At 72.5% G+C, this 24,288-nt stretch carries 21 protein-coding genes and 1 pseudogene; 10 read left to right on the top strand and 12 right to left on the bottom strand.

Features of this window, described 5'->3' with window-relative positions; all coding sequences use genetic code 11:
- Positions 1-142: 142 nt before the first annotated feature.
- Both ABT158_RS31825 and ABT158_RS31820 read right to left on the bottom strand, forming a co-directional pair.
- Entirely contained in the window at positions 143-1,975 is a 1,833-nt protein-coding gene (locus tag ABT158_RS31825; protein WP_352359708.1) for a heparinase II/III domain-containing protein, read from the bottom strand.
- Positions 1,965-3,227 (bottom strand): alpha-L-fucosidase, encoded by a 1,263-nt coding sequence (locus tag ABT158_RS31820; protein ID WP_352359706.1) that lies wholly within the window; start codon positions 3,225-3,227, stop codon positions 1,965-1,967. The genes ABT158_RS31825 and ABT158_RS31820 overlap by 11 nt, the downstream gene beginning before the upstream one ends.
- A gap of 95 nt (positions 3,228-3,322) precedes the next feature.
- On the opposite strand from ABT158_RS31820, the gene ABT158_RS31815 reads away from it, so the two are divergent.
- The gene (locus ABT158_RS31815) at positions 3,323-4,123 is read left to right on the top strand and encodes an RraA family protein (protein ID WP_352359704.1); all 801 of its coding nucleotides are present in this window, start codon (positions 3,323-3,325) and stop codon (positions 4,121-4,123) included.
- Between the two features lie 45 nt (positions 4,124-4,168).
- Here ABT158_RS31815 and ABT158_RS31810 read toward each other — a convergent pair whose 3' ends face one another.
- Positions 4,169-5,077, bottom strand: a complete 909-nt coding sequence (locus ABT158_RS31810) for an aldo/keto reductase (protein ID WP_352359702.1) — start codon at positions 5,075-5,077, stop codon at positions 4,169-4,171.
- Positions 5,074-6,975: a DUF8034 domain-containing protein gene (locus tag ABT158_RS31805; protein ID WP_352359700.1), complete on the bottom strand. Its 1,902-nt coding sequence runs from the start codon at positions 6,973-6,975 to the stop codon at positions 5,074-5,076. The genes ABT158_RS31810 and ABT158_RS31805 overlap by 4 nt, the downstream gene beginning before the upstream one ends.
- 147 nt (positions 6,976-7,122) lie before the next feature.
- Here ABT158_RS31805 and ABT158_RS31800 point away from each other — a divergent pair, with 147 nt between their 5' ends.
- The 4 genes from ABT158_RS31800 (at position 7,123) to ABT158_RS31785 (ending at position 10,702) form a co-directional block, all read left to right on the top strand.
- Positions 7,123-7,980, top strand: a complete 858-nt coding sequence (locus ABT158_RS31800) for an amidohydrolase family protein (protein ID WP_352359698.1) — start codon at positions 7,123-7,125, stop codon at positions 7,978-7,980.
- A 25-nt stretch (positions 7,981-8,005) separates the two neighbouring features.
- Positions 8,006-9,001, top strand: a complete 996-nt coding sequence (locus ABT158_RS31795) for an acetylxylan esterase (protein ID WP_352359696.1) — start codon at positions 8,006-8,008, stop codon at positions 8,999-9,001.
- Between the two features lie 56 nt (positions 9,002-9,057).
- Entirely contained in the window at positions 9,058-9,786 is a 729-nt protein-coding gene (locus tag ABT158_RS31790; RefSeq protein WP_352359694.1) for a GntR family transcriptional regulator, read from the top strand.
- A 70-nt stretch (positions 9,787-9,856) separates the two neighbouring features.
- Positions 9,857-10,702, top strand: coding sequence for an SAM-dependent methyltransferase (locus ABT158_RS31785; RefSeq protein ID WP_352359692.1), 846 nt, complete (start codon positions 9,857-9,859; stop codon positions 10,700-10,702).
- On the opposite strand, the gene murJ is transcribed toward ABT158_RS31785, so the two are convergent.
- Together murJ and ABT158_RS31775 are read right to left on the bottom strand one after the other, a co-directional pair.
- On the bottom strand, positions 10,692-12,290 hold the full coding sequence (gene murJ, locus ABT158_RS31780) for a murein biosynthesis integral membrane protein MurJ (RefSeq protein ID WP_352359690.1): 1,599 nt from the start codon (positions 12,288-12,290) through the stop codon (positions 10,692-10,694). The two genes, ABT158_RS31785 and murJ, sit on opposite strands and share 11 nt — an antisense overlap.
- Before the next feature lie 88 nt (positions 12,291-12,378).
- Positions 12,379-14,151: a right-handed parallel beta-helix repeat-containing protein gene (locus ABT158_RS31775; RefSeq protein WP_352359688.1), complete on the bottom strand. Its 1,773-nt coding sequence runs from the start codon at positions 14,149-14,151 to the stop codon at positions 12,379-12,381.
- Between ABT158_RS31775 and ABT158_RS31770 the strand changes: the two genes are divergently transcribed.
- The 3 genes from ABT158_RS31770 (at position 14,138) to ABT158_RS31760 (ending at position 16,529) form a co-directional block, all read left to right on the top strand.
- Entirely contained in the window at positions 14,138-14,458 is a 321-nt protein-coding gene (locus ABT158_RS31770) for a hypothetical protein (protein ID WP_352359686.1), read from the top strand. The two genes, ABT158_RS31775 and ABT158_RS31770, sit on opposite strands and share 14 nt — an antisense overlap.
- Before the next feature lie 115 nt (positions 14,459-14,573).
- Positions 14,574-15,362 carry a hypothetical protein gene (locus ABT158_RS31765; protein ID WP_352359684.1) on the top strand — a complete coding sequence of 263 codons (789 nt, stop codon included), beginning with the start codon at positions 14,574-14,576 and terminating at the stop codon, positions 15,360-15,362.
- Between the two features lie 159 nt (positions 15,363-15,521).
- Positions 15,522-16,529 (top strand): RNA polymerase subunit sigma-70, encoded by a 1,008-nt coding sequence (locus ABT158_RS31760; protein WP_352359682.1) that lies wholly within the window; start codon positions 15,522-15,524, stop codon positions 16,527-16,529.
- Between the two features lie 54 nt (positions 16,530-16,583).
- On the opposite strand, the pseudogene ABT158_RS31755 reads toward ABT158_RS31760, so the two are convergent.
- Both ABT158_RS31755 and ABT158_RS31750 read right to left on the bottom strand, forming a co-directional pair.
- Positions 16,584-16,745 (bottom strand): annotated as a pseudogene (locus ABT158_RS31755) (dihydrofolate reductase family protein); the annotation flags it as partial.
- Positions 16,746-16,946: 201 nt separating this feature from the next.
- Entirely contained in the window at positions 16,947-17,519 is a 573-nt protein-coding gene (locus ABT158_RS31750; RefSeq protein ID WP_352359680.1) for a hypothetical protein, read from the bottom strand.
- Between the two features lie 96 nt (positions 17,520-17,615).
- Here ABT158_RS31750 and ABT158_RS31745 point away from each other — a divergent pair, with 96 nt between their 5' ends.
- Both ABT158_RS31745 and ABT158_RS31740 read left to right on the top strand, forming a co-directional pair.
- Positions 17,616-18,971: a serine/threonine-protein kinase gene (locus ABT158_RS31745; protein ID WP_352359678.1), complete on the top strand. Its 1,356-nt coding sequence runs from the start codon at positions 17,616-17,618 to the stop codon at positions 18,969-18,971.
- Positions 18,860-20,911, top strand: coding sequence for a WD40 repeat domain-containing protein (locus ABT158_RS31740; RefSeq protein ID WP_352359677.1), 2,052 nt, complete (start codon positions 18,860-18,862; stop codon positions 20,909-20,911). The genes ABT158_RS31745 and ABT158_RS31740 overlap by 112 nt, the downstream gene beginning before the upstream one ends.
- Positions 20,912-20,957: 46 nt before the next feature.
- On the opposite strand, the gene ABT158_RS31735 is transcribed toward ABT158_RS31740, so the two are convergent.
- The 4 genes from ABT158_RS31735 to ABT158_RS31720 all read right to left on the bottom strand — a co-directional run bounded on the left by ABT158_RS31735 (position 20,958) and on the right by ABT158_RS31720 (position 24,194).
- A complete protein-coding gene (locus tag ABT158_RS31735; protein WP_352359675.1) occupies positions 20,958-21,488 on the bottom strand; it encodes a MarR family winged helix-turn-helix transcriptional regulator in 531 nt (176 codons plus the stop codon).
- Positions 21,478-22,200 carry an SDR family NAD(P)-dependent oxidoreductase gene (locus ABT158_RS31730; RefSeq protein WP_352359673.1) on the bottom strand — a complete coding sequence of 241 codons (723 nt, stop codon included), beginning with the start codon at positions 22,198-22,200 and terminating at the stop codon, positions 21,478-21,480. The genes ABT158_RS31735 and ABT158_RS31730 overlap by 11 nt, the downstream gene beginning before the upstream one ends.
- Before the next feature lie 72 nt (positions 22,201-22,272).
- Entirely contained in the window at positions 22,273-23,238 is a 966-nt protein-coding gene (locus ABT158_RS31725; protein ID WP_352359671.1) for a helix-turn-helix domain-containing protein, read from the bottom strand.
- Positions 23,235-24,194 (bottom strand): transcriptional regulator, encoded by a 960-nt coding sequence (locus ABT158_RS31720; RefSeq protein WP_352359670.1) that lies wholly within the window; start codon positions 24,192-24,194, stop codon positions 23,235-23,237. Before ABT158_RS31720 ends, ABT158_RS31725 begins: the two co-directional genes overlap by 4 nt.
- Positions 24,195-24,288 lie beyond the last annotated feature (94 nt).

Here is a 24,288-nt window from a genome sequence, read left to right as displayed (position 1 = left end):
GCCCGCCCGGGGGCCACCTGAGTGAGGGGGTCGGGCTGCGCGGGCCGGCGTGGCGGCTCGACACGATCGACGCGGCGACCTCGACCACCGTCAACGTCCATCGCCTATCGATAGGTGATGTTATGTGGCATATCTAACTTGTTCAAGAGTCATTTCGTGCGGGCCGGCGAAAGCTCACGGCGAACCGGCCGCCGCTCCCGGGGCCGGTGACGGCCAGCGTCAGCCGGGTCAGCCGGGAGCCCCAGCTGCGCGCGAGGCGCGGGTCGTCGATGTCCCGGTGCTCGACGGACGCGACCGCGACGGCGGCGTCCCAGCGCAGTTCGAGCGGCGCTCCCCCGTCCGCCGTGACGACCGCCCGGCCCGGCCCGCACTCGACCTCGCCGGCGAGAACGTGCCGGAACAGCACGGTCCGCGGGCCCGCGGCCCATTCGTCCTCGACGCTGACGTACGGCTCCGGGCCGTCGCGCACCAGCCGTACGACGCGCTCCCAGCGGGTGAGCAGGCCCGCCGGATAGGCGGCGCTCAGGTCCGCCCGCAGGACGGCCTGGCCCTCGCCGAACCGGACGGCGACGTCCCGCGCGCCGTGCTCCGGGCCTGGGAGCTGCCCGTGCCCCGGTTCGGGCACGTTGTGCCAGGCGCTCTGGAACGGCCACTCCTCGTAGCGGCGCGGGCCGAACGTCGCGGCGGTGTAGGTCGGCTGGCCGACGTCCACGACGATCGGACGGCCGTCGAGCGCCACCCAGTAGGAGCCGACGTCGAGGTGGTTGTGGTGCTCGCCGTTGTGGCCGGCCTTCGCCGCCACGGTCAGCCCGTCCGCGCTCCCGGCCCGCTGGCGCGCGACCATGACCTGGATGCGCGGCAGCCAGCACTCGCGGGCCAGCCAGGGCGAGCCGTCCGGCGGCCCGGCGGCCGCGACCGCCCGGCGCCACCGCCGGTCGGCCAGCGCGGTCATGGCGCGCCCGAGCCCGGCCCTGGGCTGGACGACGCCGCCCGACGCGCGTGCGGCGGCCACCGCGTACGCCACGGTCTCCGGTCGCCCCAGGCGCTCGCCCCAGCGGAAGAGCACCTGCCACGGCCGCTCGCCGGAGAGCCGGGCCGGAGCGTCGCCGGTGTTGACGTACCAGTCCGCGCCGAGGTGCATGCGCGGCGGGTAGGCGAGCAGGGCGGGCAGCACCGGCGGGCCGGGGTCGTCCAGCAGGTCCAGCGCCTCCAGCAGCCGGCACGCCCCCTGCCACCAGTACGCGATGCCCTCGTCGATCCCGCCGTCGTCGGGGAGCCCGGCGACGTAGTGGTCCAGCCCCTCGGCGACCAGGCGCACCAGGCGCTCGCGCCGCCGGACGTCGTCGCAGAGCAGCAGCGCGGCCGCCAGGACGGCGCCGTGGATCCAGGGGTTCCAGTTGTTCGCCCGGCCGTCGCGGCCGATCCAGTGCCAGTCGCGCACCCGCTCGAACGGGGTGAGCACCCGCCGGTCGGCCTCGCGGCGCAACCTGCGGCGCAGCCCCGGCGCCCGGATGTCCAGATGCGGGCCGAGCGCGTGGTCGGCCCAGGCGAACAGCGTCGCGATCTCGGCCGCGCCCAGGTCGAGGAAGGGGTCGTCGGGATCGGGCACGACCTCGCCCCGTGCCGCGGCCCCGCGATCGTGCGGCGCCCAGCACCACGTGCTCGTCTCGGCGAGCGCCATCAGCCCGTCCACGACGGCGTCCAGGTGCGGGCACGCTCCGGGGGGCGCGGTCGCGGGGGCCACCTCGCCGGTGAGGACGGCGGCGAGGGCGAGGACGTCCACGCGCTCGCGCAACCGCCGCGCCTTGTCCTCGTGGACGGCCCGCGCCCCGTCGCGGAACGTCCGGGCCCAGTCGTCCGGGGACAGGCGCGGGGCCGGCCGGGCCAGCTCCTCGGCCGCGGCGGCCAGGACGGCGTCGCGGGCCTCGGCGGGCACCGCGTCCCACACCGGCCGCGCGGTGACGTCAGGAACCATCGCCGTCGCGCAGCACGAGCTCGACGACCGGCAGCGGCACGTCCGGCGCGGCGATGGGCAGGGTCAGCGTGAGCGTGCCCGGCGGCTGACCCGGCAGGGCGAGGTTGTTGTGCTCGTGCAGGTCTCCGTCCGCCTGGTGGAAGCGCACCTCGGAGCCGTCGTGGAGGAACTGGGCGTAGCGTACGCGTCCGGCCAGGCCGGGCAGGTGGACGTGCTTGAGCGGCCAGGACAGCAGGTGCAGGTAGAGGCGGCCGGCCCGCTGGGTGTAGAGGGCGTTGGGCGGCGGGGTGAACGCGCTCGGCCCCGCGCCGTGCACGGCCCTGGCGTGCGGCGACATCCACTCCCCGATCGCGGCCAGCGTCTGCCGGGCCCGCGGGTCGAGCGCGCCCCGGCCGGTGGGCCCGACGTTGAGCAGCAGGTTGCCGGCGCACGCGACGGACTGGACGAGCATCCGGATCAGCAGCGCCGGGTCCTTGTAGTCGTGGTTGTCGCGGTCGTAGCCCCAGGAGCCGTTGAGCGTGTGGCACGCCTCCCACCTGACCTGGACGCCGTCGCGGGTGAGCGGCCGGTCGGGCTGGTACTGCTCGGGCGTCACGTAGTCGCCGGGGATGCCGAGGCGGTCGTTCACCACGATCTGCGGGTTCAGGGCGCGCGCGGTCGCCATCAGCTCCTCCGCGCCCCAGTCGGCGGGCCCCTTCGCCGGGTAGGTGAAGTCGAAGAAGAGCAGGTCGATCGGGCCATACCCGGTCAGCAGCTCGCGTAGCTGCCCGTTCATGTACGCCCGGTAGCGGGCCATGTCGCGCGTGGCGTTCGCGTCCGGCGGCGCGCTGTCGCGCAGCGGGTGGTACTGGTCGATGGTGAAGTCGGGGTGACGCCAGTCGAGCAGCGAGTAGTAGAGCCCCACGCGCAGGCCCTCGGCCCGCATGGCCGCGGCGAACTCGGCGACCAGGTCCCGGCCGGCCGCGCGGACGCTGGTGTAGCCGGTGAGCCGCGAGTCGAACAGGCAGAACCCGTCGTGGTGCTTGGCGGTCAGCACCGCGTAGCGCATCCCGGCGGCACGGGCGTTCCTGGCCAGCTCGGCCGCGTCGAACAGGTCGGGGTCGAACTGTTCCAGGTAGCGGTCGTAGTCCGCGTCCGGCATCTTCTCCCGGCTGCGCACCCACTCGTGCCGGGCAGCGAGGCTGTAGAGCCCGAAGTGGACGAACATCCCGAACCGCGCTTCCTCGAACCACTCCGTCGGCCCCGCCGGCATCCCGGTCTCCTCTCACGGTTGACAGCCCTCATCGGTCGGCAGTTACATCTACCATCGATAGGCGATAATTGTCGATGTGTTGGGATGAGGCAGAAATGAGCACGAACGGGCATGCCGGGGCACCGGAGACAGGCGTCTACGAGACGATGCTGGGACCGGCGCACTCCTCGCCCTTCGTCCGGCCCGGCGCGGGCCTGGTGGACGCCCTCGCGGACGTGAGCGCCGCCACCGCGTGCGCCAAGCTCCACCAGATGGGCATAACCCGCACCTTCATCGACGGCCCCGTCCCCCTGCACCGGGAGCCGGGCGTACGGGTCACCGGCGGCGCCGTGACCCTGCAGTTCCTGCCCCAGCGCGAGGACGTCTTCTCCGGCACCGGACAGGAGGACGCCGAGCGCAAGACCGCGCTGTGGGCGGTGCTGGAGTCCATCCGGCCCGGCGACGTGCTGGTCGTCTCGGCGCAGGCCAGCCACTTCACCGGCTGCCTCGGCGACATGCTCGTCCGCTACTTCAAGCTGCGCGGCGGCGCCGGCATCGTCGTGGACGGGCGGGTGCGCGACGCCGAGCGGGTGCGCGCGCTCGGCGTGCCGATCTGGTGCACGGGGGTGACGCCGCACTACGCCTCGCAGGCCGAGCTGTTCCCCTCGGCCTTCAACGTCCCGGTCGGGGTGGGCGGCACGCTGGTGACGCCCGGCGACCTGATCGTCGCCGACGAGGACGGCGCGGTCGTCGTCCCGCAGCGGAGCGCCCTGGCGGTGGCCGAGGACGCCCTCCTGCACCAGGACCGCGAGGAGTTCGCCCGCCGCCGCCTGGACGAGGGCGGCCGGCTGTCGGACTACTACCCGCTGACCGGAGCCGGCCTCGCCGAGTACCTGGCCGCTCGCGAGAACGACTGAGCAACGGGGGGCGGGGCGGCGAACCCGCCCCGCCGGGGTCTTCCTCTATCCGTCCAGCAGCTCGTGCGGGACGAAGCCCTCCTCGGCGAGCCGGCGCCACAACTCCGGCGGGATCTCCGTACGCCAGGCGGCCGCGTTGGCCTTCACCTCGGCCGCCGACCGGCAGCCCACCACGACCGACCGCACGGCGGGATGGAGGAAGGGGAACTGGACGGCCGCCGCGGCGAGCGGCACCCCGAACTCCGCGCAGACGGCGCGGCAGCGCTCGGCCCGCGCGAGCACGCCGTCGGGAACCGGCCGGTAGTCGAACATGGCCTCCGGCCGCGGGTCGGCGAGCAGCCCGGTGTTGAAGACGCCGCCCACGACCACCGCCGTGCCGGTCTTCAGGCACAGCGGCAGCAGGGTCGTCAGCGCGTCGTGGTCGAGCAGCGAGAAACGCCCGGCGATGAGAACGACGTCCACGTCGAACTCGGCCACGTACGCCGCCAGCGGTTCGCTGTGGTTCATGCCGAAGCCGACGGCCCCGGCCAGCCCCTCCTCCCGCAGCCTGCGCACGGCCGGGTAGGCGGTACGGCGCACGTCCTCGGGGAAGTCGTCGGGGTCGTGCAGGTACAGGATGTCGACGGAGGGCCGCCGGAGCCGTTCCAGGCTGGACTCCAGCGACTGACGGATGCCGCGCTCCGTCCAGTCGGTGACCACCGTCTGCCCGGGGCGCAGCAGCCAGCCCGCCTTGGTCGAGATCACCGGCTCGGCGCCCCCGCCACCGGTCGCGAGCGCGCGGCCGAGCCGGTCCTCGGCGACCCCGTGGCCGTAGCGGGGTGCGGTGTCGAAGTAAGTGACGCCCTCCTGCACGGCGGCGGCCACCGTGGCGGCCGCGTCCTGCTCGGAGACGTCCTGGAACAGGTTGCCGATGGGGGCGGTGCCGAGGCCCAGCCGCGGCAGCTCGGCCCTCATCGCCGCACCTCCATCGGCGGAGTCTCGTACGTGGGCGTCCCGCCGCGCAGCGTCATCGTCAGGGTGAGCCGTACGTGCGTCGAGCCCGGCAGCCGCACGTGGACATGCGGCCCCTCGACCGGCGTGGGCGGCTCGTCGTCGGCGCGGACCTCGTGGATGACGTGCTCGGCGAACGTGCCCGCCTGCACGACCAGCGAGCGCGGCGCCTGGCCGAGGTTGGCCAGCTCGACCACGGTGTGCTCGGCGTCGATGCTCGTGACCAGCGCGGCGACGTCGGCGGGCAGGCCCGGACGGCGCTCCTCGGCGTCGAAGTACCGCAGGTGCATCTGCGCCAGGGCGCCGTTGTAGAGCACCTGCGGCGATCCGGTGGTCAGCTGCAGCAACGCCTCCGTGACGACCGGGTTGCGGTCCTGCCAGTCGTGGATGCCGAACGCGTCGGGGCCGACGGCGGGGTCCACCGGGTCGGCCGCGATGGACTCCAGCCGCTGGGCGCAGGTGTCGATGGCGCTGCGCAGCATCCGCTCGGGGAAGCCGGGGTTGCGGCCGGCGAGGTACTCGTACCAGGGCTCCTCGTGCCCGGACTCCTCCTTGGTGCGCTGGGTGTGCACCGCCGTCCAGTCCCAGCTCGCCTCCTCGCGCAGCCGGTCGACGCGCTCCCGGTCGGCGGCGGCCCGGCTGAACTGCCACAACGCCACGGGCAGCTGGGTCGGCATGATGTTGTGGTCGAACCACCCGGAGTCGTCGCGGCGCATGGGGGCCATGAGGGTCGGCTCGTGCTCCAGCCCGCGCAGGTGGGGCCGCCAGCGCTTGGTGATGGTGGGGACGTCGGCGGGGCGGCGCCGTTCGGCCCGGCCGAGCACGACGTCCAGCGGGTTCCTGGCCAGGTCCAGGTAGGAGGCGTCGCCCGTCAGCAGCGTCGCGTTGGCCGCGCCGACGATCGCCGCCGTCCCGACGGGTGGCAGGCCGTGGGGCCAGGACCAGCCGTAGTGGCCGCCGTACCAGCGGCCGTCCAGGTGCTCGCCGACCACGCCGTGCAGGCCGGCGTTGTCGGGGACGACGTCGCGGCCGTCCAAGCGCCGCCGCCAGGCGTCGACGTACTCCACCACCCAGTCGGCGTGGCGGGACTCGCCGCCGAGCAGGTAGGCGTTGGTGACGAGGCTGGTCGCGCAGAGGTTGACGATCGTGTCGCCGCGGCCCATGCGCTCCCACATCACCCGGCCGTACGCGCGGGCCCGCGCCGGATCGGCGGCCAGGTCGTCGAAGGGCACGGCCTCGTCGATCCAGTCGAGGGGCAGCCCGTAGGGGCGCAGGGCCAGGCTCCACGGGAAGTACACGTCGTGGTCGCTGAAGCCCCAGCGCGGACCGGCGGCGCCGTTGTGCGGCGCGCGGATGATCCGGTGCTCGGGGTCGTAGTTGGGGCCGCCGGGCAGGTAGAGGTCGGCGAAGCGCCCGGCCAGCTCCCTGAGCTCGCCGTCGCCGGGCGACGCGAGGCAGAGCCCGTAGAACAGCAGCATGCCCTCGCCTTGGTGGAACCAGTCGTAGCCGCGCTCGAACTCGTCGACCAGCATGCCCATCCCGGTCAGCTGGGCGGTGACGCCCCGCCAGTGCCGTCGCGCCGCCGCCAGGACGTCCGCGCTGCCGCCGAGCAGGTACAACGTCGGCCAGTTGAAGAACGCCTCGTAGAAGTCGTCGACCCCGTCGCGGCCGTCGAGCCCCTCCCCCAGCCTGTCGCGGAAGACCAGCCGGCCGTCGTCCTCGGTGTAGCGGTCGGAGAAGATCCGCCACGCCTTGTCCTGGACGGCGAACAGCTCCCGCTCCAGCACGGCCCACCGCGGCGGGGTCGTCAGTCCGCGGGAGGCCCGCACCTCCGGCACGCGCGAGGCGTCGAAGGCCGTCACCGCCTGCCACCCCGCTCCGCCGCACCGCCGGGACGTCTTGCTGCCATGCGCATGAGAACACCTGTAATCGCTGATCGATAGCCGATGATTAGAATCATCATGAGCGCGGATCAACGTGTCAATACTGGCCGAACATACGGAGCACAGGTGATCGACTGCCACGCCCACCTCTGGGACCTCGACGGCGGCTATCCGTGGATCACGCCGGAGTCGCCCCACCACCGGTCGTTCACGGCCGGCGACCTGGCCGCGGCGGGCGACGGCCTCGGCCTGACCGGGACGATCCTGGTCGAGGCGTCCAGGGGCGACCGCGGCGAGACCTGGCGGCTGCGCGACCTGCGCCTGCGTCACCCCGGCCTGATCGCCGGGCACGTCGGCAACCTCAACGTCCACGCCGGGGTCGAGCCGTCCCGGTTCCGGGACCTGATGGACGAGGCCCGCCCCAACGGGATGCGGCTCGGCGGCCCCTCCTGGGCGGCCACGCCCGCCTCGGCCCGCGCGCTCGTCCCCGTGCTGGCCGAGCTCGGGGTGGCGCTCGAACTCAACCTGCACGCCGCCGCCGTCGGCGTCGCGGCCGAGGTCGCCGCGCGGCACCCGGAGCTGACCGTGGTCGTCGACCACCTCGGCAACCCCCCGAACCTGCTGACGGCCGACCCGGCCGAGTGGCGCGAGCACGTGCGGCGGGCGGCCCGCACCCCGAACGTGATCATGAAGATCTCCGGCCTGCTCACCCAGCAGCACGGCGTGCCGCCGGAACGGGTGGCCGCACTGGTCGCCCACGTGGTCGAGGCGTTCGGTCCTGGCCGGTGCGTCGTCGGGTCCGACTGGCCGATCTGCCTGCCCCGGGGGTCCCGCGCCGAGTCGTTGCGGCTGGCGACGCTCGGGCTCGCCGGGCTGACGGCCGCGGAGCGCGAACCGGTGCTGCGTACCACCGCCGAACGCGTGTACCGCCTGGCACCCCCGGTTGACAACGCTCCGGAGCCCCTGCTTCGATGCGACAGTTGATCGATAAGCGATGATTGGTTAATCGATGGCCCATTTCGACCTCCCCCAGGACCAGCTCGAACGGTACCTGCCGCCCCTGCCGGAACCGGCGGACTTCGATGCGTTCTGGGCGAAGACGCTCGCCGGGACCAGCGGCATCGACCTCGCCATGACGGCCGAGCCGGCGCCGAACGGTCTGGCCACGATCGACACCTTCGACGTCACGTTCGCGGGCTACGGCGGCCACCCCGTCAAGGGCTGGCTGCACCTGCCGGTGACCAGGACCGGCCCCCTGCCCGCCGTCGTGGAGTACCTCGGCTACGGCAGCGGCCGGGGCGTGGCCCACGAGAAGCGGCTCTGGGCGTGCGCCGGTTACGCGCACTTCGTCATGGACACCCGCGGCCAGGGCGCCGAGACGCCCGACCCCGATCCCGCGACCGGCGACGTCGCGGCCCCCGGCTTCCTGACCCGCGGCGTGCTCGACCCCGAGCGGTACTACTACCGCCGCCTGTACACCGACGCCGTGCGGGCCGTCGCGGCGGTGCGCACGCATCCGGAGGTGGACGCGTCCAGGATCGCGGTGACCGGGACCAGCCAGGGCGGCGGGATCGCCCTGGCCGTGGCCGGGCTCGTCCCGGACCTCGTGGCCGTCATGCCGGACGTGCCGTTCCTGTGCCACTTCGGGCGGGCGACGACCTTCACCGACCAGCCGCCGTACGTGGAGTTCACCCGGTTCGTGAAACTGCACCGGGAGCACGCCGAGACGGCGACGCGCACCCTGTCGTACTTCGACGCCGCGACCCTCGCCCGCCGGGCCAACGCGCCGACGCTCTTCTCCGTCGGCCTCATGGACCGCATCTGCCCGCCCTCGACGGTGTACGCGGCCTTCAACCACTACGGCGCGCTGCACGACCTGCCCGAGGCGCGCAAGCGGATCAGCGTCTACCCGTTCAACGACCACGAGGGCGGCGGCCCGGCGCACGAGGCCGTCAAGCTCGCCTGGCTGGCCGACCGGCTGCAATCGATACCTGCTAACCGATGATCGCGTATCATGACAGCGGGGATCGGGGACGCGCGAGATCGCATGATGAGGACTTCATGGCATCGACACGGCAAGCCAACAGTGACTTCGCCTCCAGACTGGCCACGAGCAAAGACTCGGTCCGTCCCACCTTGATCTCCGATCGGGTGTACGAGCTGCTCCGCCAGGCCATCGTCGAGGGTGACCTCGCGCCGAACGAGCGCGTGGTGGAGTCGGAGATCGCACGCCGTCTGGGCGTGAGTCAAGCGCCGGTTCGCGAGGCCGTCAAGCAGCTGGCCCGCGAGGGGCTGCTGGTGCACGTGCCCCGCCGGGGCAACTTCGTCGTCGAGATCTCCACCGAGCACGCCGAGTACGCCCGCCAGGTGCGCGAGCCGCTCGAACGCCTCGCCGCCCAGCTCGCCGCCGGGCAGGTCACCGACGACCAGCTCCGCGAGCTGGAGGACCTGGTCGAGCAGATGCACCAGGCCGTGGCGATGAACGACGTCGGCAAGTTCCGCGACATCGACATCGCCTTCCACACCAGGGTCAGCCAGATCGCGGGCAACCCGTTCCTGACCCGGATGTGGGAGGTCCTCGAACCGAGCCTGCGTGCGCTGCGCGCCATCGCCGACCCGCTCTTCGACGGCGACTGGCACGCGATGGCCGACGAGCACGGCCGCCTGGTCTCGCTGCTGCGCGACGGCGATCCCGCCAAGGCGGCCGAGGCGTTCGCCGACCATTCCGCGGGCCGCTCCCCCGTCCCCGATCGCCGCACCCGCAAGAAGAGCAAGCCCTCTTCCCGCTGAGCCCAGGATGTTGTTGTTCCAGGTGGGATTCGCCGGATTCCACCGCCTGAATCCCGCTAACGTGGGGCACATGGCAGTTGATCAACACGGAGGTGCGGGGGTGGCCGGCGACCGGCGGACGGGGGTCGATCTCAGGACGAACGTGCCGCACTCGGCGCGGGTCTACGACTACCTCCTGGGGGGCAAGGACAACTTCGCGGCCGACCGCACGGCGGCCGAGGAGGTCATCAAGATCGCCCCCTACATGCCGACGTCCGTACGCGCCAACCGCGACTTCATGGTCAGGGTGACCCGCCACCTGGCGGCCGAGCGCGGCGTCGACCAGTTCATCGACATCGGCACCGGGCTGCCCACCTCGCCCAACCTGCACGAGGTCGCCCAGCAGGCCCACCCCGCCGCCCGGATCGTCTACGTGGACAACGACCCGCTCGTCCTCGTCCACGCCCGCGCCCTGCTCACCAGCAGCCCGGAGGGCAGGACCCGCTACATCCAGGCCGACCTGAACGACCCCGACGCCATCATCGGCTCGGCCGAGGTGCGCGACACCCTCGACTTCGCCCGTCCCGTCGCGCTGTGCCTGATCGCCGTGGTGCACTTCATCCCCGACGACTCCGACGTGCGCTCGATCATCGAGCACCTGATGAAGCCGCTGCCGCCGGGCAGCTTCCTGGCCCTGTCCACCATCACGCTCGACAGCGCGCCGAGCCGGCTGGTGAGCGAGGCCGTCGCCCAGTACAACCGGCGCGGCATCATGTCCAAGGCCCGTACCAGGGCGCAGATCGAGGAGTTCTTCACCGGGTTCGAGCTCGTCGAGCCGGGTGTGGTGCCGGTGCACCGGTGGCGGCCCGACGACCGGGCGCTGCTCGTGGAGGACTCCATGGTCTCGATGTACGGCGGGCTCGCCGTCAAGACCTGACCGGCCCCCGCAGTGCTGCGGTGAGGGCGCTGAACTCGGTGATGCGCAAGGCCCGCGCGGCCAGGACGTAGAGGGCGGCGCCGAGCACGGCCGCGGCGCAGAGGGTGACGAGCGAGCCGGTCCAGTCCGTCCCGAGCCTGGCGCCGAGGACGCGGTTGACGACGGCCGCGGCCAGGCCCGCGACGATCGCCGCGGCGAGCATCCGGGTGTGGGTGCCGAGAAGGCGGTGTCCGTCGACTCTGCCGATCCGGCGGCGCAGCATCTGGGCCGTGAGGAGCAGCCCCGCGGTGTAGGCGACGGCGGAGCAGGCGGCCAGGGCGACGACCACGTCCGGTCCGGGCGCGAGCCGGGCGGCGGCCGGGCAGGCGGCGACGGTGACGGCGGAGACGCCGATGCTGAGCAGAGCCAGGGTGCGCGTGTCGCCGAGGGCGTAGAAGACCCGCACCATGATCTGGTAGCCGGCGAACGGGACGAGGGCGAGCCCGTGGACGGCGAGCACCGAGCCGGTGAGCCGGGCGGCGGCGGCCGAGGCGTTGCCGTGGGCGAACAGCACGGTCGTCAGCTGCGGGCCGAGCACGACGAGAGCCGCGGCGACGGGAACCAGGACCACGCCGGTGAGCCGCAGGCTGCGGGACAGGTCGGCGGTGATCCGGGCGAGGTCACGGTCGGCCGCCGCCCGGCTCATCCTGGGCAGGACCGCGGTGATGACGGTGACCGCGATGACCGCGTAGGGCAGCTGGAACAGGGTGTAGGCGTTGGAGTGGACGGCGACGGCGCCCGGCCCGGCCTGCGAGGCGATCCGGGTGATCACGAGGAAGACGGCCTGGGCCGCGGCCACGGACGCGATGGTCCATCCGGCCAGGGCGACGATGCGCCGGACGCCGATGCCCCGCGGGTCGGCGCGCAGCCGCAGCCGGAACCCGGTTCGCCGGCTGACCACCACGAGAACCGTCATCTGGGCGGCGACCCCCGCGCTGGTGCCGATCGACAGCAGCAGCACCTGGACGCCGGTCAGCGACTCCAGCCTTCCGGTGCCGCCGAGCAGCAGGAAGACCGAGGCGATGGCGATGACGACGAGGTTGTTGCCCACCGGCGCCCACATGGGCGAGACGAAGCGGCCGCGTGCGTTGAGGATCGCGGCCAAGGTCGCGCTCACTCCGTAGAACAGGATCTGGGGCATGAAGTACCGGGTGAACACGACCGCCAGCTGCCGCTGGTCGGGGCTGAACCCCGGAACGTGGAGGTCCACGACGAACGGCGCGGCGGCGATCGTCACGATCACCACGGTGCCGAGGCCGTAGACCACCAGCGACAGCAGCCGCTGGGCGAACAGGTCGTCGTCGATGTCGCGGTCGGCGGCCGTGCGGACCAGCAGCGGAACGAGCACGCCGGCCAGCGCGCCGCCGAAGACGAGCTCGTAGACGGTGTTGGGGGTGACGTTCGCCGCGGTGTAGGCGTCCAGCAGCCGGGTTCCCAGCCCGAGCGCGGCGACCAGCGCCAGCGTGCGGACGAAGCCGGTGGCCCTTGAGACGAAGGTGGCGATCGCCATCGCCCGTCCCGTCCGCATGAGCCTGGGTTGATCAGGCATGGTGATCTCCTCCGTCTGCGTCTCGGTGCCGGAACGACGGCGTCGGGACGAGGCCCCCCGGTCAGAGGGGCCTCGGTGTTCTTCATGCCTACTGCGTCTGCGCCGCCCGCATCGCCACGTCGTCGATCCGGAACGCGGACCCGGTGGGGGCGCTCCAGACGAAGGTCCAGTCGACGCGGGTCGCGCCCGCCGGCGCGGTGAACGTGCCGGCCGCCTCGGTCCAGGCCGTCTCCCGGGCCAGGGGGACGGGGTCGGTACGCAGCACCGTGCCGTCCTCGTCGCGCCAGCGCACGTTCCAGGTGACGGTGGGCATCGTGGCCACGGCCTCCCGGTACCACAGCGACACGCGGTAGCTCTTACCGGCGATCACCCCGCTGTATCCGGGGTACTTGTCGAGCGCCACCGCGCTGCCCGATCCCTCGGTGCTGGTCAGCTGCAGCGAGCCCGTGCCGCCGTGCGCGTCGCCGGTCTGGTGCGCCAGGCCGGATCCGTACCACGCGGAGTAGGGCGCCGTCGAGACGTCCTCGAAGGTCTGCTCGGTGATCGGCGGCACCTCGGGCGCCTTTCCGTCGAACGTGCTGCCGGCGTCCTGGCCGTACTGGGGACCGACCCACTCCGCGGCCGTGACGCGTCTGCCCATGTCGTAGATCCTGAACTGCCACGGTCCCGTGTAGGTGTTGTCGTGCCAGGAGTTGTTCGACTCGAAGACGATCGACTTCTCGATCTTCTCGCCCAGGTACGGGGACCAGTCCGGGTGCGCCGTTCCCCAGTTGGACAGCAGGCTCATCTGCCCGCAGTACTGCGTCGAGCAGCCGCCGCCGACGGCGCCGGGGTCGAAGGAGAACGTGTTGTGGTGGATGTCGAGGTTCTTCGTCCACCAGCGGCAGTCGGTGTAGAGCGGCTCGTCCTTGATGGCGGGCGGCGCGCACTTCGAGGGGTTGGCCGGCCCGACGATCAGCGTGCAGTCGCTGGTGGTCGAGGCCGCGCTGCCGCAGAACCGGTCGGCGTTCGCCCACGCGGTGATGCCGCCCCAGTTGTTCTCCAGCAGGTTGCCGGTGACCTCGATCTTGCCGGTCCGCGCCGGGATGCGCGGCTCGCCGTCCGCCTCGGACAGGTAGATCGCCCCATCGGGGAACGAGTCGCCCTTCGCCGCCCGCTCGGCACCCGCCTTCCAGGTGTTACGACGGAGGGTGTTGTTCCGGATCACGGCGTTGTAGCTGATCTCGTAGAAGATCCCGATCGACTCGTTGTCCTCGATGAGGTTGTTCTCGATGAGGAAGTCGTTGTTGTTGGTGTCCGCCCAGATCCCCGGGCCGTGGTTGTGGTGCACCCAGTTGCCGGTCACGTCGGCGCCGTTCACCGCCCAGAACTTCAGGCCGCCGGTGCATCCGCACCCCTGGCCCTGGTGCTCCCAGTCGTCGGTGTTGTTGCCGGTGACCTCGTTGTCGGCCACCACCAGGCCGGTGATGTGGTCGCCGTGCTGGGACGCGTTCAGGCCGAGCTGGCCGTTGTCCTTGATGCAGTTGCCGCGGATCTGGTTCCTGGCCCCGGCCATCAGCGCCGCGCCGGAGTTGTCGCGGAACGTGTTGTGCTCCACGACCCAGTCGTCGGCGGCGCTGTGGTTGACCACGGCCTCCTCCTGCGGCGCGACGAACCCGGTGACGGTCAGGTACCGGATGGTGACGCCGGTCGCCGTGTCGCCGAACGCGTACTGGTTCACGCCGTTCCCGTCCAGCACCGCGCCGGGCGCGCCGATGAACGTCGCGTTCTCACCGGGCAGGATCTGGGCGTACTGGGATTGTTCCAGCGTGTGCCTGCCGGTCTCGAAGTAGTACGTGGTGTTCGCCTTGCGTAAGTTCACGCCGCTGTTGTCGCCCGCGGGCACCACCTCCGCGCCGGCGGGCGGTGTGGTGGGGCCGTTCAGCGACGAACTCCCGCAGACCGCGGCCTTCGCCGTCGCCGTTGTTGTCTGGGTTGCCGCCGTTGCCGACGTTGCCGTCGTTGCCCTGGTCGCCGGATCGCCGGCGTCGCCACTCGCCGGCGTCGCGCCGCCCATGACGACAGCGGCGAGCGCCACCAACGCCATCGGCCACGTTCTTCTCATTCATCTGCTCCTCGGGTTTCGGCCAGCCTTTACTGCCATTGACTGCTGGCCGTCGTCACTGTAGCCCGCGTCCGCCCACAAGATCGAAGCTTGGACAAATTGGACAAATTACTGCTCAATCGAGCTGGTCCGTGTTCCGGACGTGATCCGATCGCGGCAGGATCACCATCATGAGGCGGATGATCACGACTTTGGTGGCCTGTGCTGCTCTGCTGGCGGGCGCCGCTCCCGCGCAGGCAGTGAGCAAGGATCCCGTGCAGGCGCTGAAGGCCGTTCTGGGGGCCGGGCACGGCATGAGCTTCACCGAGACGACCACCCTTTCAGGCGGCGCTGACGAACGCGCGGAACGCCGGCGCAAGGGGGTCTTCGAATTCGACGCCGAGGGCCGTGTCAAGGCCCTGGACGTCACCACTACCGGAGGCGAGCACGGGCGCGAACGTGTCATCGGCTTCAACCACGACATCGGCGGCACCAGTTATCAGTCCGGCGGCTTCATCGGAAAGTGGCTGAAGAAGGGCAAGACCTGGTGGAAGGACAATCACCGGCTGCACCTCTGGCACACCGAATTGCTCGGCTATGACGAGCAACTCGTCAACCCGGCCGAGCCCGCGACCCTGGCCGCCCTGCTGAAGAACGGACGACGGAGCGGGGACACCGTCACCGGCACGATCGCCTTCAAGAAGCTTGCACCGGTTTCCCGCTGGGCGGGGCACTCGACCCACGCAGAGTGGGATCCGGACGGGAGGCTCGCCTACACCGTCACGCTGACCTCCGCGGGCCTGGTCAGCAGGGTGCAGAGCACGTTCACGTTCGCCGCCGGCCTCGACGAGCTGGTGGGCAGGACCCTGCACGTCGACACCCGCTACAGCCGGTGGGGCGGCAAGGTGTCGATCAAGGCGCCGGACCCCCGCGAGACGACCACCGAACTGTGCATCGAGGGCAACTGCCACTGGCGCCTTCCGCACTGACACCGAGGCCCTGGCGCTTCCGGACGTCCTCGGACCCGGCTACGTCAAGGCGAGCGGGCCTTCCTGACGAGCGGCCCGGTGCGGGTGCACCGCTCAGAAATCCTCCGCCACGTCGTCGGTACTGGCAGCCCCTCGCCACCCGCGGAAGGATTGACGACCATGACCGACGCCAGACTGGCAGGCGACGACGAAGCCACGTTCATCGCGGTGGCCCGCTCGCACGACGCGGCACGGTTCGCGCTCATCACGGAGCCCTACCGGCGCGAGCTCCAGGTGCACTGCTACCGGATGCTCGCGAACTACGACGACGCCCAGGACCTGACGCAGGAGACGTTCCTGCGGGCGTGGCACAAGCGGGAGTCGTTCAAGGGCCACGCCGCGCTGCGGACCTGGCTGTACCGGATCGCGACGAACGCCTGCCTGGACTTCCTGGACAAGCGCAACGACCGCACACCCGTGCCGGCCGAGCTGCCGGACGGGAGCTCGGACGTGCGCCACCTGCAGCCCTACCCGGACCGGATGCTCCCGGAGGACCCGCAGGAATCGGTGGTGGCGCGGGAGACGATCGAGCTGGCGTTCATCGTCGCCGTCCAGCACCTGCCGCCGCGGCAGCGAGCGGTGTTCATCCTGCGCGACGTCCTCGGCTGGCCGGCGTCGAAGGCCGCCGACGCCCTGGAGCTGACCGTCGCATCGGTGACCAGCGCGCTGCAGCGGGCCCGCGTGACGATGCGCGAGCAGCTGCCCGGCCGCCGCCTCGACTGGCGGAGCCCCGCCACGCACGAGCTGACGCGTGACGAGCGCGGCGTGGTGAAGTCGTACATGGACGCCCATGAACGCAACGACCTCGACGCGCTGACGGCCCTGCTGCGCGACGACCTGCGCTTCACGATGCTGCCCGACCCCGGCACCCTGGTCGTCACGGCCGAGGACGCGGTGGACGGCTGGGTCTCCCACGGGCTCTTCCAGCGCGGCTACGACGACTGGCGCTGCGTCGCCACGACGGTCAACCTCATGCCTGCCGCCGCGCTGTACCTGCGCACCGCCGACGACCCGGAGCACCGTCTGTTCAACATCGCGGTCCTGCACGTCGCCGACGGGAGGATCGCCGAGCTCACCGGGTTCGACGCCACCGACAAACCATGGCTGGGCCTGCCGGCGACGCTGTGATCGGACAGGGCCGGCGTCACCGTCGTCCTCGTCTGCGGCGCGTCGGCCCTGTGCTCATCGCCGCGTCTCGTACCGGGTCAGCACCACGCCGCCGGGAAAGGTGCGCGTCTCGACCAGGTTCAGCTGCACCCAGCTGTCCAGCGCGGTGAAGAACGGCGTGCCGCCGCCCACCAGGACCGGATGGGTGACGATCGCGTACTCGTCGATCAGCCCGGCCCCTCCCCCGCACTCCAGCCGATGTCGTCGCCGGGCGCGGCGATGTAGCCGTCCAGGGGCGCGTTCATGCCGAAGATCAGTTTTCGCATCGTGCCGGCCTTCCGTGAGTCGATGTCACGTGTGTACAGACGGGCGCGGCGCGGAAACCTGATCGGTGTGCGATCTGCTGCCGCCGGGCCCAGGGCCGGTACGGAGTCGGGATCAGAGCTGGATGCCCTTGATGATCTTCGTCAGCCCGGGCACGAGAGGCGGGGTCGCCATCACGGTGACGACGACTCCCGGGCGCTCGACCCAGCCCGAGTACACACCGGCCCCCAGCGCGCCGTCACCCCCCTGGCGAAGCACCTCGCGATCGCCGATCTTCGTGGTGGTCGTGTCACCGGAGAAGGTCCCGATGTGGAACGGCGCGTTCTTGAGCTGCGCCAGCGAGGTCGCCTTCGGCCAGCACACCACCCTGACCCACAGCGACCGGTGCCGGCGGCTCATGTCGTCGCGGTCGTCCGACCACTGGTAGCTGTACTCGACCATGCCGTCGTGCTTGTTGACGAGGACCTGCCCGAAGGTGAAGCCCTTCGGGATGTGGTTGACGCGGACCCCCTTCAGCGCCGCCGCGCCTCGCGCGGGCTTGTCGACCTTCTCGGCCGACGAGCGCCGCACGTCCGCCTTGGAGGGGGCGGGACAGGTGGGACGTTCCGCCGCCTGCGCGGGGAGGGCCACGAGAGTTGCGGCAACGGGAAGCACGGCCAGGGCGGCAAAGTTCTGAATCTTGTTCATGCCAGGGTTGGATGCGTCGGGATCAAGAAGGGTTCGGCACTCTTTTCACGGCATTTCGGGCGGAACTTCGTCCGTGATGAGCGCATCAAACCCAGCGTGTTGATCGAAGGAGACCCTCAGCGGCTCGGCCGCTACTGGCTGGCCGGGCGGCTCGGCGCCGGCGGCCAGGGCGTGGTGTACGAGGCCTACGCCGAGGACGGACGCCGCGTGGCGATCAAGGTGCTGCACGGCGATCAGGCGGCCCAGCTCGGCCGGGAGGCGGCGGCCGCCCAGCGGGTGGCCTCGTTCTGCACCGCGCCGATCATCGAGGCCAGGCTGGAGGGCCCGCGCCCCTACATCGTCAGCGAGTACGTGGAGGGCCCGAGCCTGCGCACGGCGGGCCGGATCTTCGCGGGCGACGACCTGCACCGCCTGGCCACCGCCATCGCGACGGCGCTGACCGCCATCCACGACGCCGGGGTGATCCACCGCGACCTCAAGCCCGACAACGTGCTGCTGGGCCCGGACGGTCCCCGCGTGATCGACTTCGGCATCGCCAGGACCGCCGATATGTCGCTCACCGCGACCGGCGTGGTGAGCGGCACGCCCACCTACATGGCCCCCGAGGTGTTCATCGGCCAGCGGGCGGACGCCTCGGCGGACGTGTTCGCCTGGGGAGCCGTCATCGTCTTCGCCGCCACCGGCCGTGATCCGTTCCACGCCGAGAACCTGGGAAGCATCATGCACCAGGTGTTGTCGGCCACCCCCGACCTGTCCGCGCTGCCCAGGACGCTGCGCCGGCTGGTCGCCTCGGCGCTGTCCAAGGAGCCGGCCCAGCGGCCGACCGCCCGCGAACTGCTGCTGGCGCTGGTCAGCGGCGACGGCGGCCTCGACACCGCCCGCCTGCTGGCCCAGGGCGGCCACCGGGCCGCCGGGATCGGCGCGCAGGGGCACGATCCCGCGCTCGGCACGCTGGCCGAACAGGCGTACACGATGCTCGACCCGGCCGAGCGCGAACTGGTCCCCGAGGTGTTCCTGCGGCTGGTGACCGTGGACGAGGCGGGCGAGCTGTCGGCCCGGCACGCCGAGCTGGCCGAGCTCGTCGAGGGGCGGCCGCAGCGCGAGGTGGCCGCCGTGCGGCGGATCCTCGCCGTGTTCGGCTACCTCCTGGCCGACCAGGACGGCGGCGTACGGCTGGCCCGGCCGGCCCTGCCCCATGCCTGGCCGCGGTACCGCCGGTGGATCGAGTCCAACCTCGACGGCCTGGCCGTACACCGGCAGATCCTCACCGCGGCGCGACGCTGGGAGGCGGCGGGACCCGGGACGGCGACCTGTTCCAGGGCAGCAGCCTGGAGAACGCGATGCAGTGGGCGGCCACCGCCCGCCGCGACATCACCCTGTCGCCCACCGAACGCGACTTCCTGGCCGCGGCGGCCACCCTGGCCAGGCAGCGGGCCAGGCGGGCCCGGCTGACCTCGCTGAGCCTGGGCGGGCTGCTGGTGATCGCGCTGGTGGCCGGCGGGCTGGCCGTGCAGCAGAGCGCGGTGGCCGACGACCGGGCCGAGCAGATCGCCGGGCAGCTGACCAGAGCGGAGGCGGCCAGGCTGGCGGCGGCGGCGACCACGACCCGCCGGAGCGACCCCCACCAGGCGATGCTGGCGAGCCTCGCGGCCTGGCGGCTGGACCACACGCCGGCCACCAGAGCGGCCCTGGTGGCCTCGCTGGCACAACGCGAGACGGCGATGTTCGGCGACCCGTCGACCGCGGGCGACACGGTGCGGACGCTCGGCGCCGACGGCCGCACGCTCATCAGCGCCGACTCCGCCACGACCCGCGTGTGGGACGTGCGGAACGGCCGCCTCCTGCGGACGCTCGCCACCCGGCCGGCCGAGCCGCTGGACAGCGTGACACTGAGCCCGTCGGGCAAGGTGCTGGTGACCGTGACGGCCGGCCGCGCCGCCGCGGTGGACCTCGCCGGCGGCAGGCCGATCAGCGACTACGCCTTCCCCGCCGCCAAGGACTTCACGAGCGAGTGGGTCGACGTGGTGTTCGAGCGGGACGACTCCGTCCTGCTCCTGGAGGCTGACCGGCGTACCCGCTGGGACCTGCGCACCGGCGCCGCCAAGGCGCTCGGGGCCGCCCCCGCGGGCACGTTCAGCCGGGACGGGGTCTGGCGGGCCGCGCGGCGCGGTCGCCTGCTGGAGCTGACCAACCTGCGGACCGGGGCGAAGGACGTCATCGGCGACAAGGACGGCGCCGGCACCCAGGGCACCTGGAACGGCGGCGCGGCCGTGTTCGGCCCTGGCCTCATCGCGACGGTGGGACCGCGGTCCATCCAGTTCTGGCGCAGGTCGGACACGCAGCTGCTCACCTCGGTCCAGATACGTGGGGGCGAGGAGGGGGTGCAGGGGGCCTTCGACGGAAACACGTTCCGCTACCTGCTCGGCGACCAGGTCCTCTCGGTGGACGTGGCGGACCTGAGCATCGAGAACGACGATCACCTGGTGACCATGGCGGCGCTGAGCGGCGACGGGCGGCTCGTGGTCCGCGACGGCGAGCTGTCCGCCGTCGGCGGGCGGAAGATCGGCGCGGTGCGGGAGGCGGAGAACGCGGTGTTCAGCCCGGACGCCCGTTTCGTCGCCACGTACGGGCCCGAGGTGCGGATCGTGGACACCGCCTCGGCCGCCGTCCAGGGCACGCTGCGCACGTCCGCCGCGCAGGCGGCCTTCTCCCCCGACGGCGCCAGGCTGGCCGTGGTCACCGAGGAGGGCGGGGTCGAGCTGTGGGACCGGCGGACCAGGCGGCGGGTGTGGTCGGCCAAGGCGGGCGCGGCGACGTCCGCGGCCTTCTCCTCCGACGGCCGGACGCTGGTGGTGGCGGGCGACCGCGTGCACCTGCTGGAGACGGCGGGCGGCAAGGCGCTGGGGCCGGCGTTCGGCGGCGGCGGCAGGAACGCCGAGGGGGTGCGCGCGTATTTCACCCGCTCCGGCAAGGCGGTCGTGGTGCTCGACGCGCGGCGACGGATGACGGTCTGGGACGTGGCCACGCGCCGCAGGCTCGCCACCGCGCGCGGGTTCGACGTGCCCGCCGCCTACTCGCCGCGCGAGGACCTGCTGGCCAGCCTCCAGGTGGGCGGCAGGGTGCGGCTCGTCGACGTGATGTCGGGCACGGACCTGGGCACGCTGCTCGACGAGGGCGGCGGTCAGGACCCGGAGATCGGGCAGCCGCTCGACGTGGCGTTCACCCCCGACGGTTCGGCGGTGCTGACCGTGGACGGCAACGGCGTCGTCAGGCGGCACGCCGTGGGCGGGGAGGCGATGGCGGCGGCGGTGTGCGCGAAGGCGGGCGGGCTGAGCGCGGCCCAGTGGCGAGTGATCGTACACGCGCTGCCGTACAGGAAGGCGTGTCCCTAGCCGTCGATCGCGACGCACAGCGATCGGGAGCAGGCGCGGCCGGGAATCAGTCGCCGACCTGGCCGGTCGGCTCGGGGCCGCCGAACCCGGCGAGGAGTTCGCGCAGGAGGTCGGCGAGCTGCTCGCGGCGCTGGGGCGGCAGGTGGCCGACGAGGCGGTCCTCCGCGGTGAGCAGACCGGCGACGACGCGGTCGAGCAGGGCGTGGCCGGCCTCGGTGAGGGTGACCGCACGGGTGTGGTAGCCCGATCCGGCGGTGGTCCGTTCGACCAGGCCCGCCGTGACGGCCCGCTCCACGCGCTGGGTGATCGCGCCGCGCGTCACCATGCACGCCTCGGCCAGCGCGCCGGGGCTCATCCGGTACGGCGGCCCGGAACGGCGCAGGGTGGACAGCAGGTCGAGCGTCGCGACGTCCACGCCGAGACTGGCGAGCAGGCGGCGGCGCTCGTCGCCGAAGACCTTGGCGGCCCACCAGATGCGGGTGATCACCCCGATCGAGTCCACCGGGACGCCCGGCAGCTCACGCCGCCAGGCGTCCTGGATCGCGTCGGCTCCGTCGCGGGGCAGGTCAGCGGCCACGTTCGGCGCCGCCGTTGACCTGGACGACCTGGGCGGTGACATGACCGCCGCCGGGTGAGGCGAGCCAGTGGACGGTCTCGGCGACGTCCTCCGGCGTCCCGGCGCGGCCGGTGCAGGTCTGGGCGACGAGGGTGGCGCGGCGGTCGTCGTCCAGGGCGCCGCCGAAGAACTCGGTGTCCTCGATGAACCCCGGCGCGACCACGTTCACCGTGATGCCGCGCGGCCCGAGGGCGGCGGCGAGGTCGTAGGCGTACGGGTGCAGAGCTGCCTTCATCGGCCCGTACGACGTGCCGCCCGAGCCCCGCAAGGCGGCGATCGAGCTGAGGAACACCACCCGTCCGGCCGGATTGAGCAGGTCGCGCAGCGCCTCGGTGGGCAGCACCGAGGTCAGCACGTTGGCCCGGAAGTTGGCCGTCCACCGCTCGGCCAGGTCGTCGATGCCGCCGCGCATCTCGACGTTGCCGCCCGCGTTGTTGACCAGGACGTCGATCGCGCCGAACCGTTCGGCCAGCTCGCCGCGCACCCGTTCGACGTCGGCCGGGTCGCTGAGGTCGGCGGGCAGGGCGAGGGCGCCGAGCTCGGCGGCCGTCTTCTCCAGCACGTCGGCGCGACGGCCGACGATCACCACCTGGTCCCCGTCGGCCGCGAAGCGGGCCGCCACCGCCCTGCCGATGCCGGTGCCGCCACCGCTGACCACGATCGTGCGTGCCATGCTCACTCCTCCTTCGAGTTTAGCTCTAAAGTCAGGCTACCGGACGCGCGTCCCCGCCGCGCCACCGGCCCCTCACCGTCCGGGCGGGGTGCTCCGGGCCTGGGAGCGGGCGGCCTGCACGCCGGCCTGGAAGCGGGTGTGGGCGCCGAGCCTGGCCATGAGCTCGGCGATGCGCCGCTGGGCGGTGCGGTAGCCGATGCCGAGCTGGCGGGCGATGGCCTCGTCGGTCAGGCCGGTCAGCAGGAGGGCGATCAGCCGTTCGTCGTCCTGCGGCGCCTCGCGCGAGCCGGTCAGCCGCATCGGCAGCGCCCGCTCCCAGATCCCCTCGAACAGCCTGCTCAGCGCCTCCAGCAGCCCGGATGGGTGCACCAGGAGCGCCGCGGAGTCGGGCGACTCGTAGCGCAGCACCAGCAGCGCGAACCGGTCGTCGACCAGGTAGAGCTTCATCGGCAGGCCGGGCAGCACCCGCGCCAGCTGGCCCGCGCCGATCATCCCCTCGATCAGCCGCAGCGCGCCCGGCCGGTCGATGAAGTCGCGCTCGTAGATGACCCGGCTGGTGATGCCGCGCTCCAGCAGCTCGCGGTGGGCGGCCACGCTGGCGTGCCGGTCGAAGTACGGCGGCTGGGAGAAGGTCCGTACCTGGTGGCGGGCCGCGCGCTGGAGCTGGAGGAGGCGTTGCCGGACCGCGGCGGCGCCGGTGATCACCTCCACGACCAGCGGCGGCTGCTGCTGCCCGGAGGCGCGCTGCCGGAAGGCGTCGTCCAGGTCGGCGGCGCGCTCCCTGGCTCGCGCGAGCCCCTCTTCGGCGACGGTGAGCAGCGCGTCGAGCGCGATGTCGGGGGCGACGGCGACGTACCGCGCCGGTTCGTCCGGCAGCCGGTTGACCAGGCCCCTGCTCTCCAGCCCGGTCAGCAGCGCGGGCAGGCCGGAGCCGGCGAAGCCCGCGGCGAGCCGGTCGAGGGTGGCCGGCGCGCACTCGACGAGCAGCTCGTAGAGCTCCTCCTCGGCCGGGCTCAGCCCGAGCGCTTCGAGCGTCACCGCAGCCAGCCGCGCAAGACGGCCTGGTAGCCGGCCTGGAACCGGGTCTGCGCGTCGAGCTGGACCATCATCGCCTGCACCCGCCTGCGCACCGTGCGCGCGCTCCAGCCGAGCTGCGCCCCGATGGCCGCGTCGGTCAGCCCGGAGATGAGCAGCGGCAGCAGGTCCTCGTGCGCGTCGGCGGGGCTCCGCTCCTCGGGCAGCCGGGCCTGCCCCTGCCGCACGCCCAGCGGCACGGCGCGCTGCCAGTTCATCTCGAACAGCGCGCCGAGCGCCTCCAGCAGCGTCGGGTCGTGCACCACCAGCGCGGATTCGACCAGGTGCCGGTCGTGCCGCAGCGGCACGATCGCCGTCGGCCGGTCGTTCAGGACGAGCTTCATCGGCACCTCGCCGACCCTGGCCTGCTCGCCGGCGGTGATGTAGTCGGTGACCACCGTCAGCGCCCCGGGCAGCTCCATCGCCTTCCTGTCGTACAGGACGCGGTAGTTCACGCCCCTTGCCAGCAGGTCGAACTCGCGCGCGTTCGCCCCGACCACCCCGGCGTACGGCGGCGCGTCGAACACCCGGATCGAGCGGTGCGTCTCCCGCTGGAGCTGCTCGAAGCGGTCGTTCACCGCCTGCCTGCCGATCACCACCTCGACCAGCCCGGCGGCGTCGCGCTCGGTGCCGGCCCGGTGGAAGGCGGCGCTGAGCCCGGCGATGCGGCCCCGGGCGGCGGTCAGCGCCCTGGCCCTGGCGCTGATCAGCGCGTCGAGGCCCATGCTCGGGGCGACCGCGGCGTACCTGGGCGGGTCCTCCGGCAGCCGGGTGACCAGCCCGAGTTCCTGGAGCCTCGCGCAGAGCGCGGCCTGCGGGCCGGCGAGCCGCTCAAGGTCGGCGGCGGTGATCGGCGAGACCTCGATCAGCGTCTGGTACAGCGCCTCTTCGGCCGTCGACAGGCCCAGGGATTCGAGCATGCGCCCATCGTGTCCTCTTCCCGCCAACGGCGTGAAGAGGACGAAAGGTCATCTTTCCGGATATGGCGCGGAATGGGAGGTTTTGTGTGCTCGA

Origin of the sequence: Nonomuraea sp. NPDC001636, assembly GCF_040298265.1 — a bacterium.
In the GTDB taxonomy this organism is placed as follows: Bacteria; Actinomycetota; Actinomycetes; order Streptosporangiales; family Streptosporangiaceae; genus Nonomuraea.
Note: the sequence above shows the minus strand (reverse complement) of the source record. Positions and strands in the feature narration are given on the sequence as shown.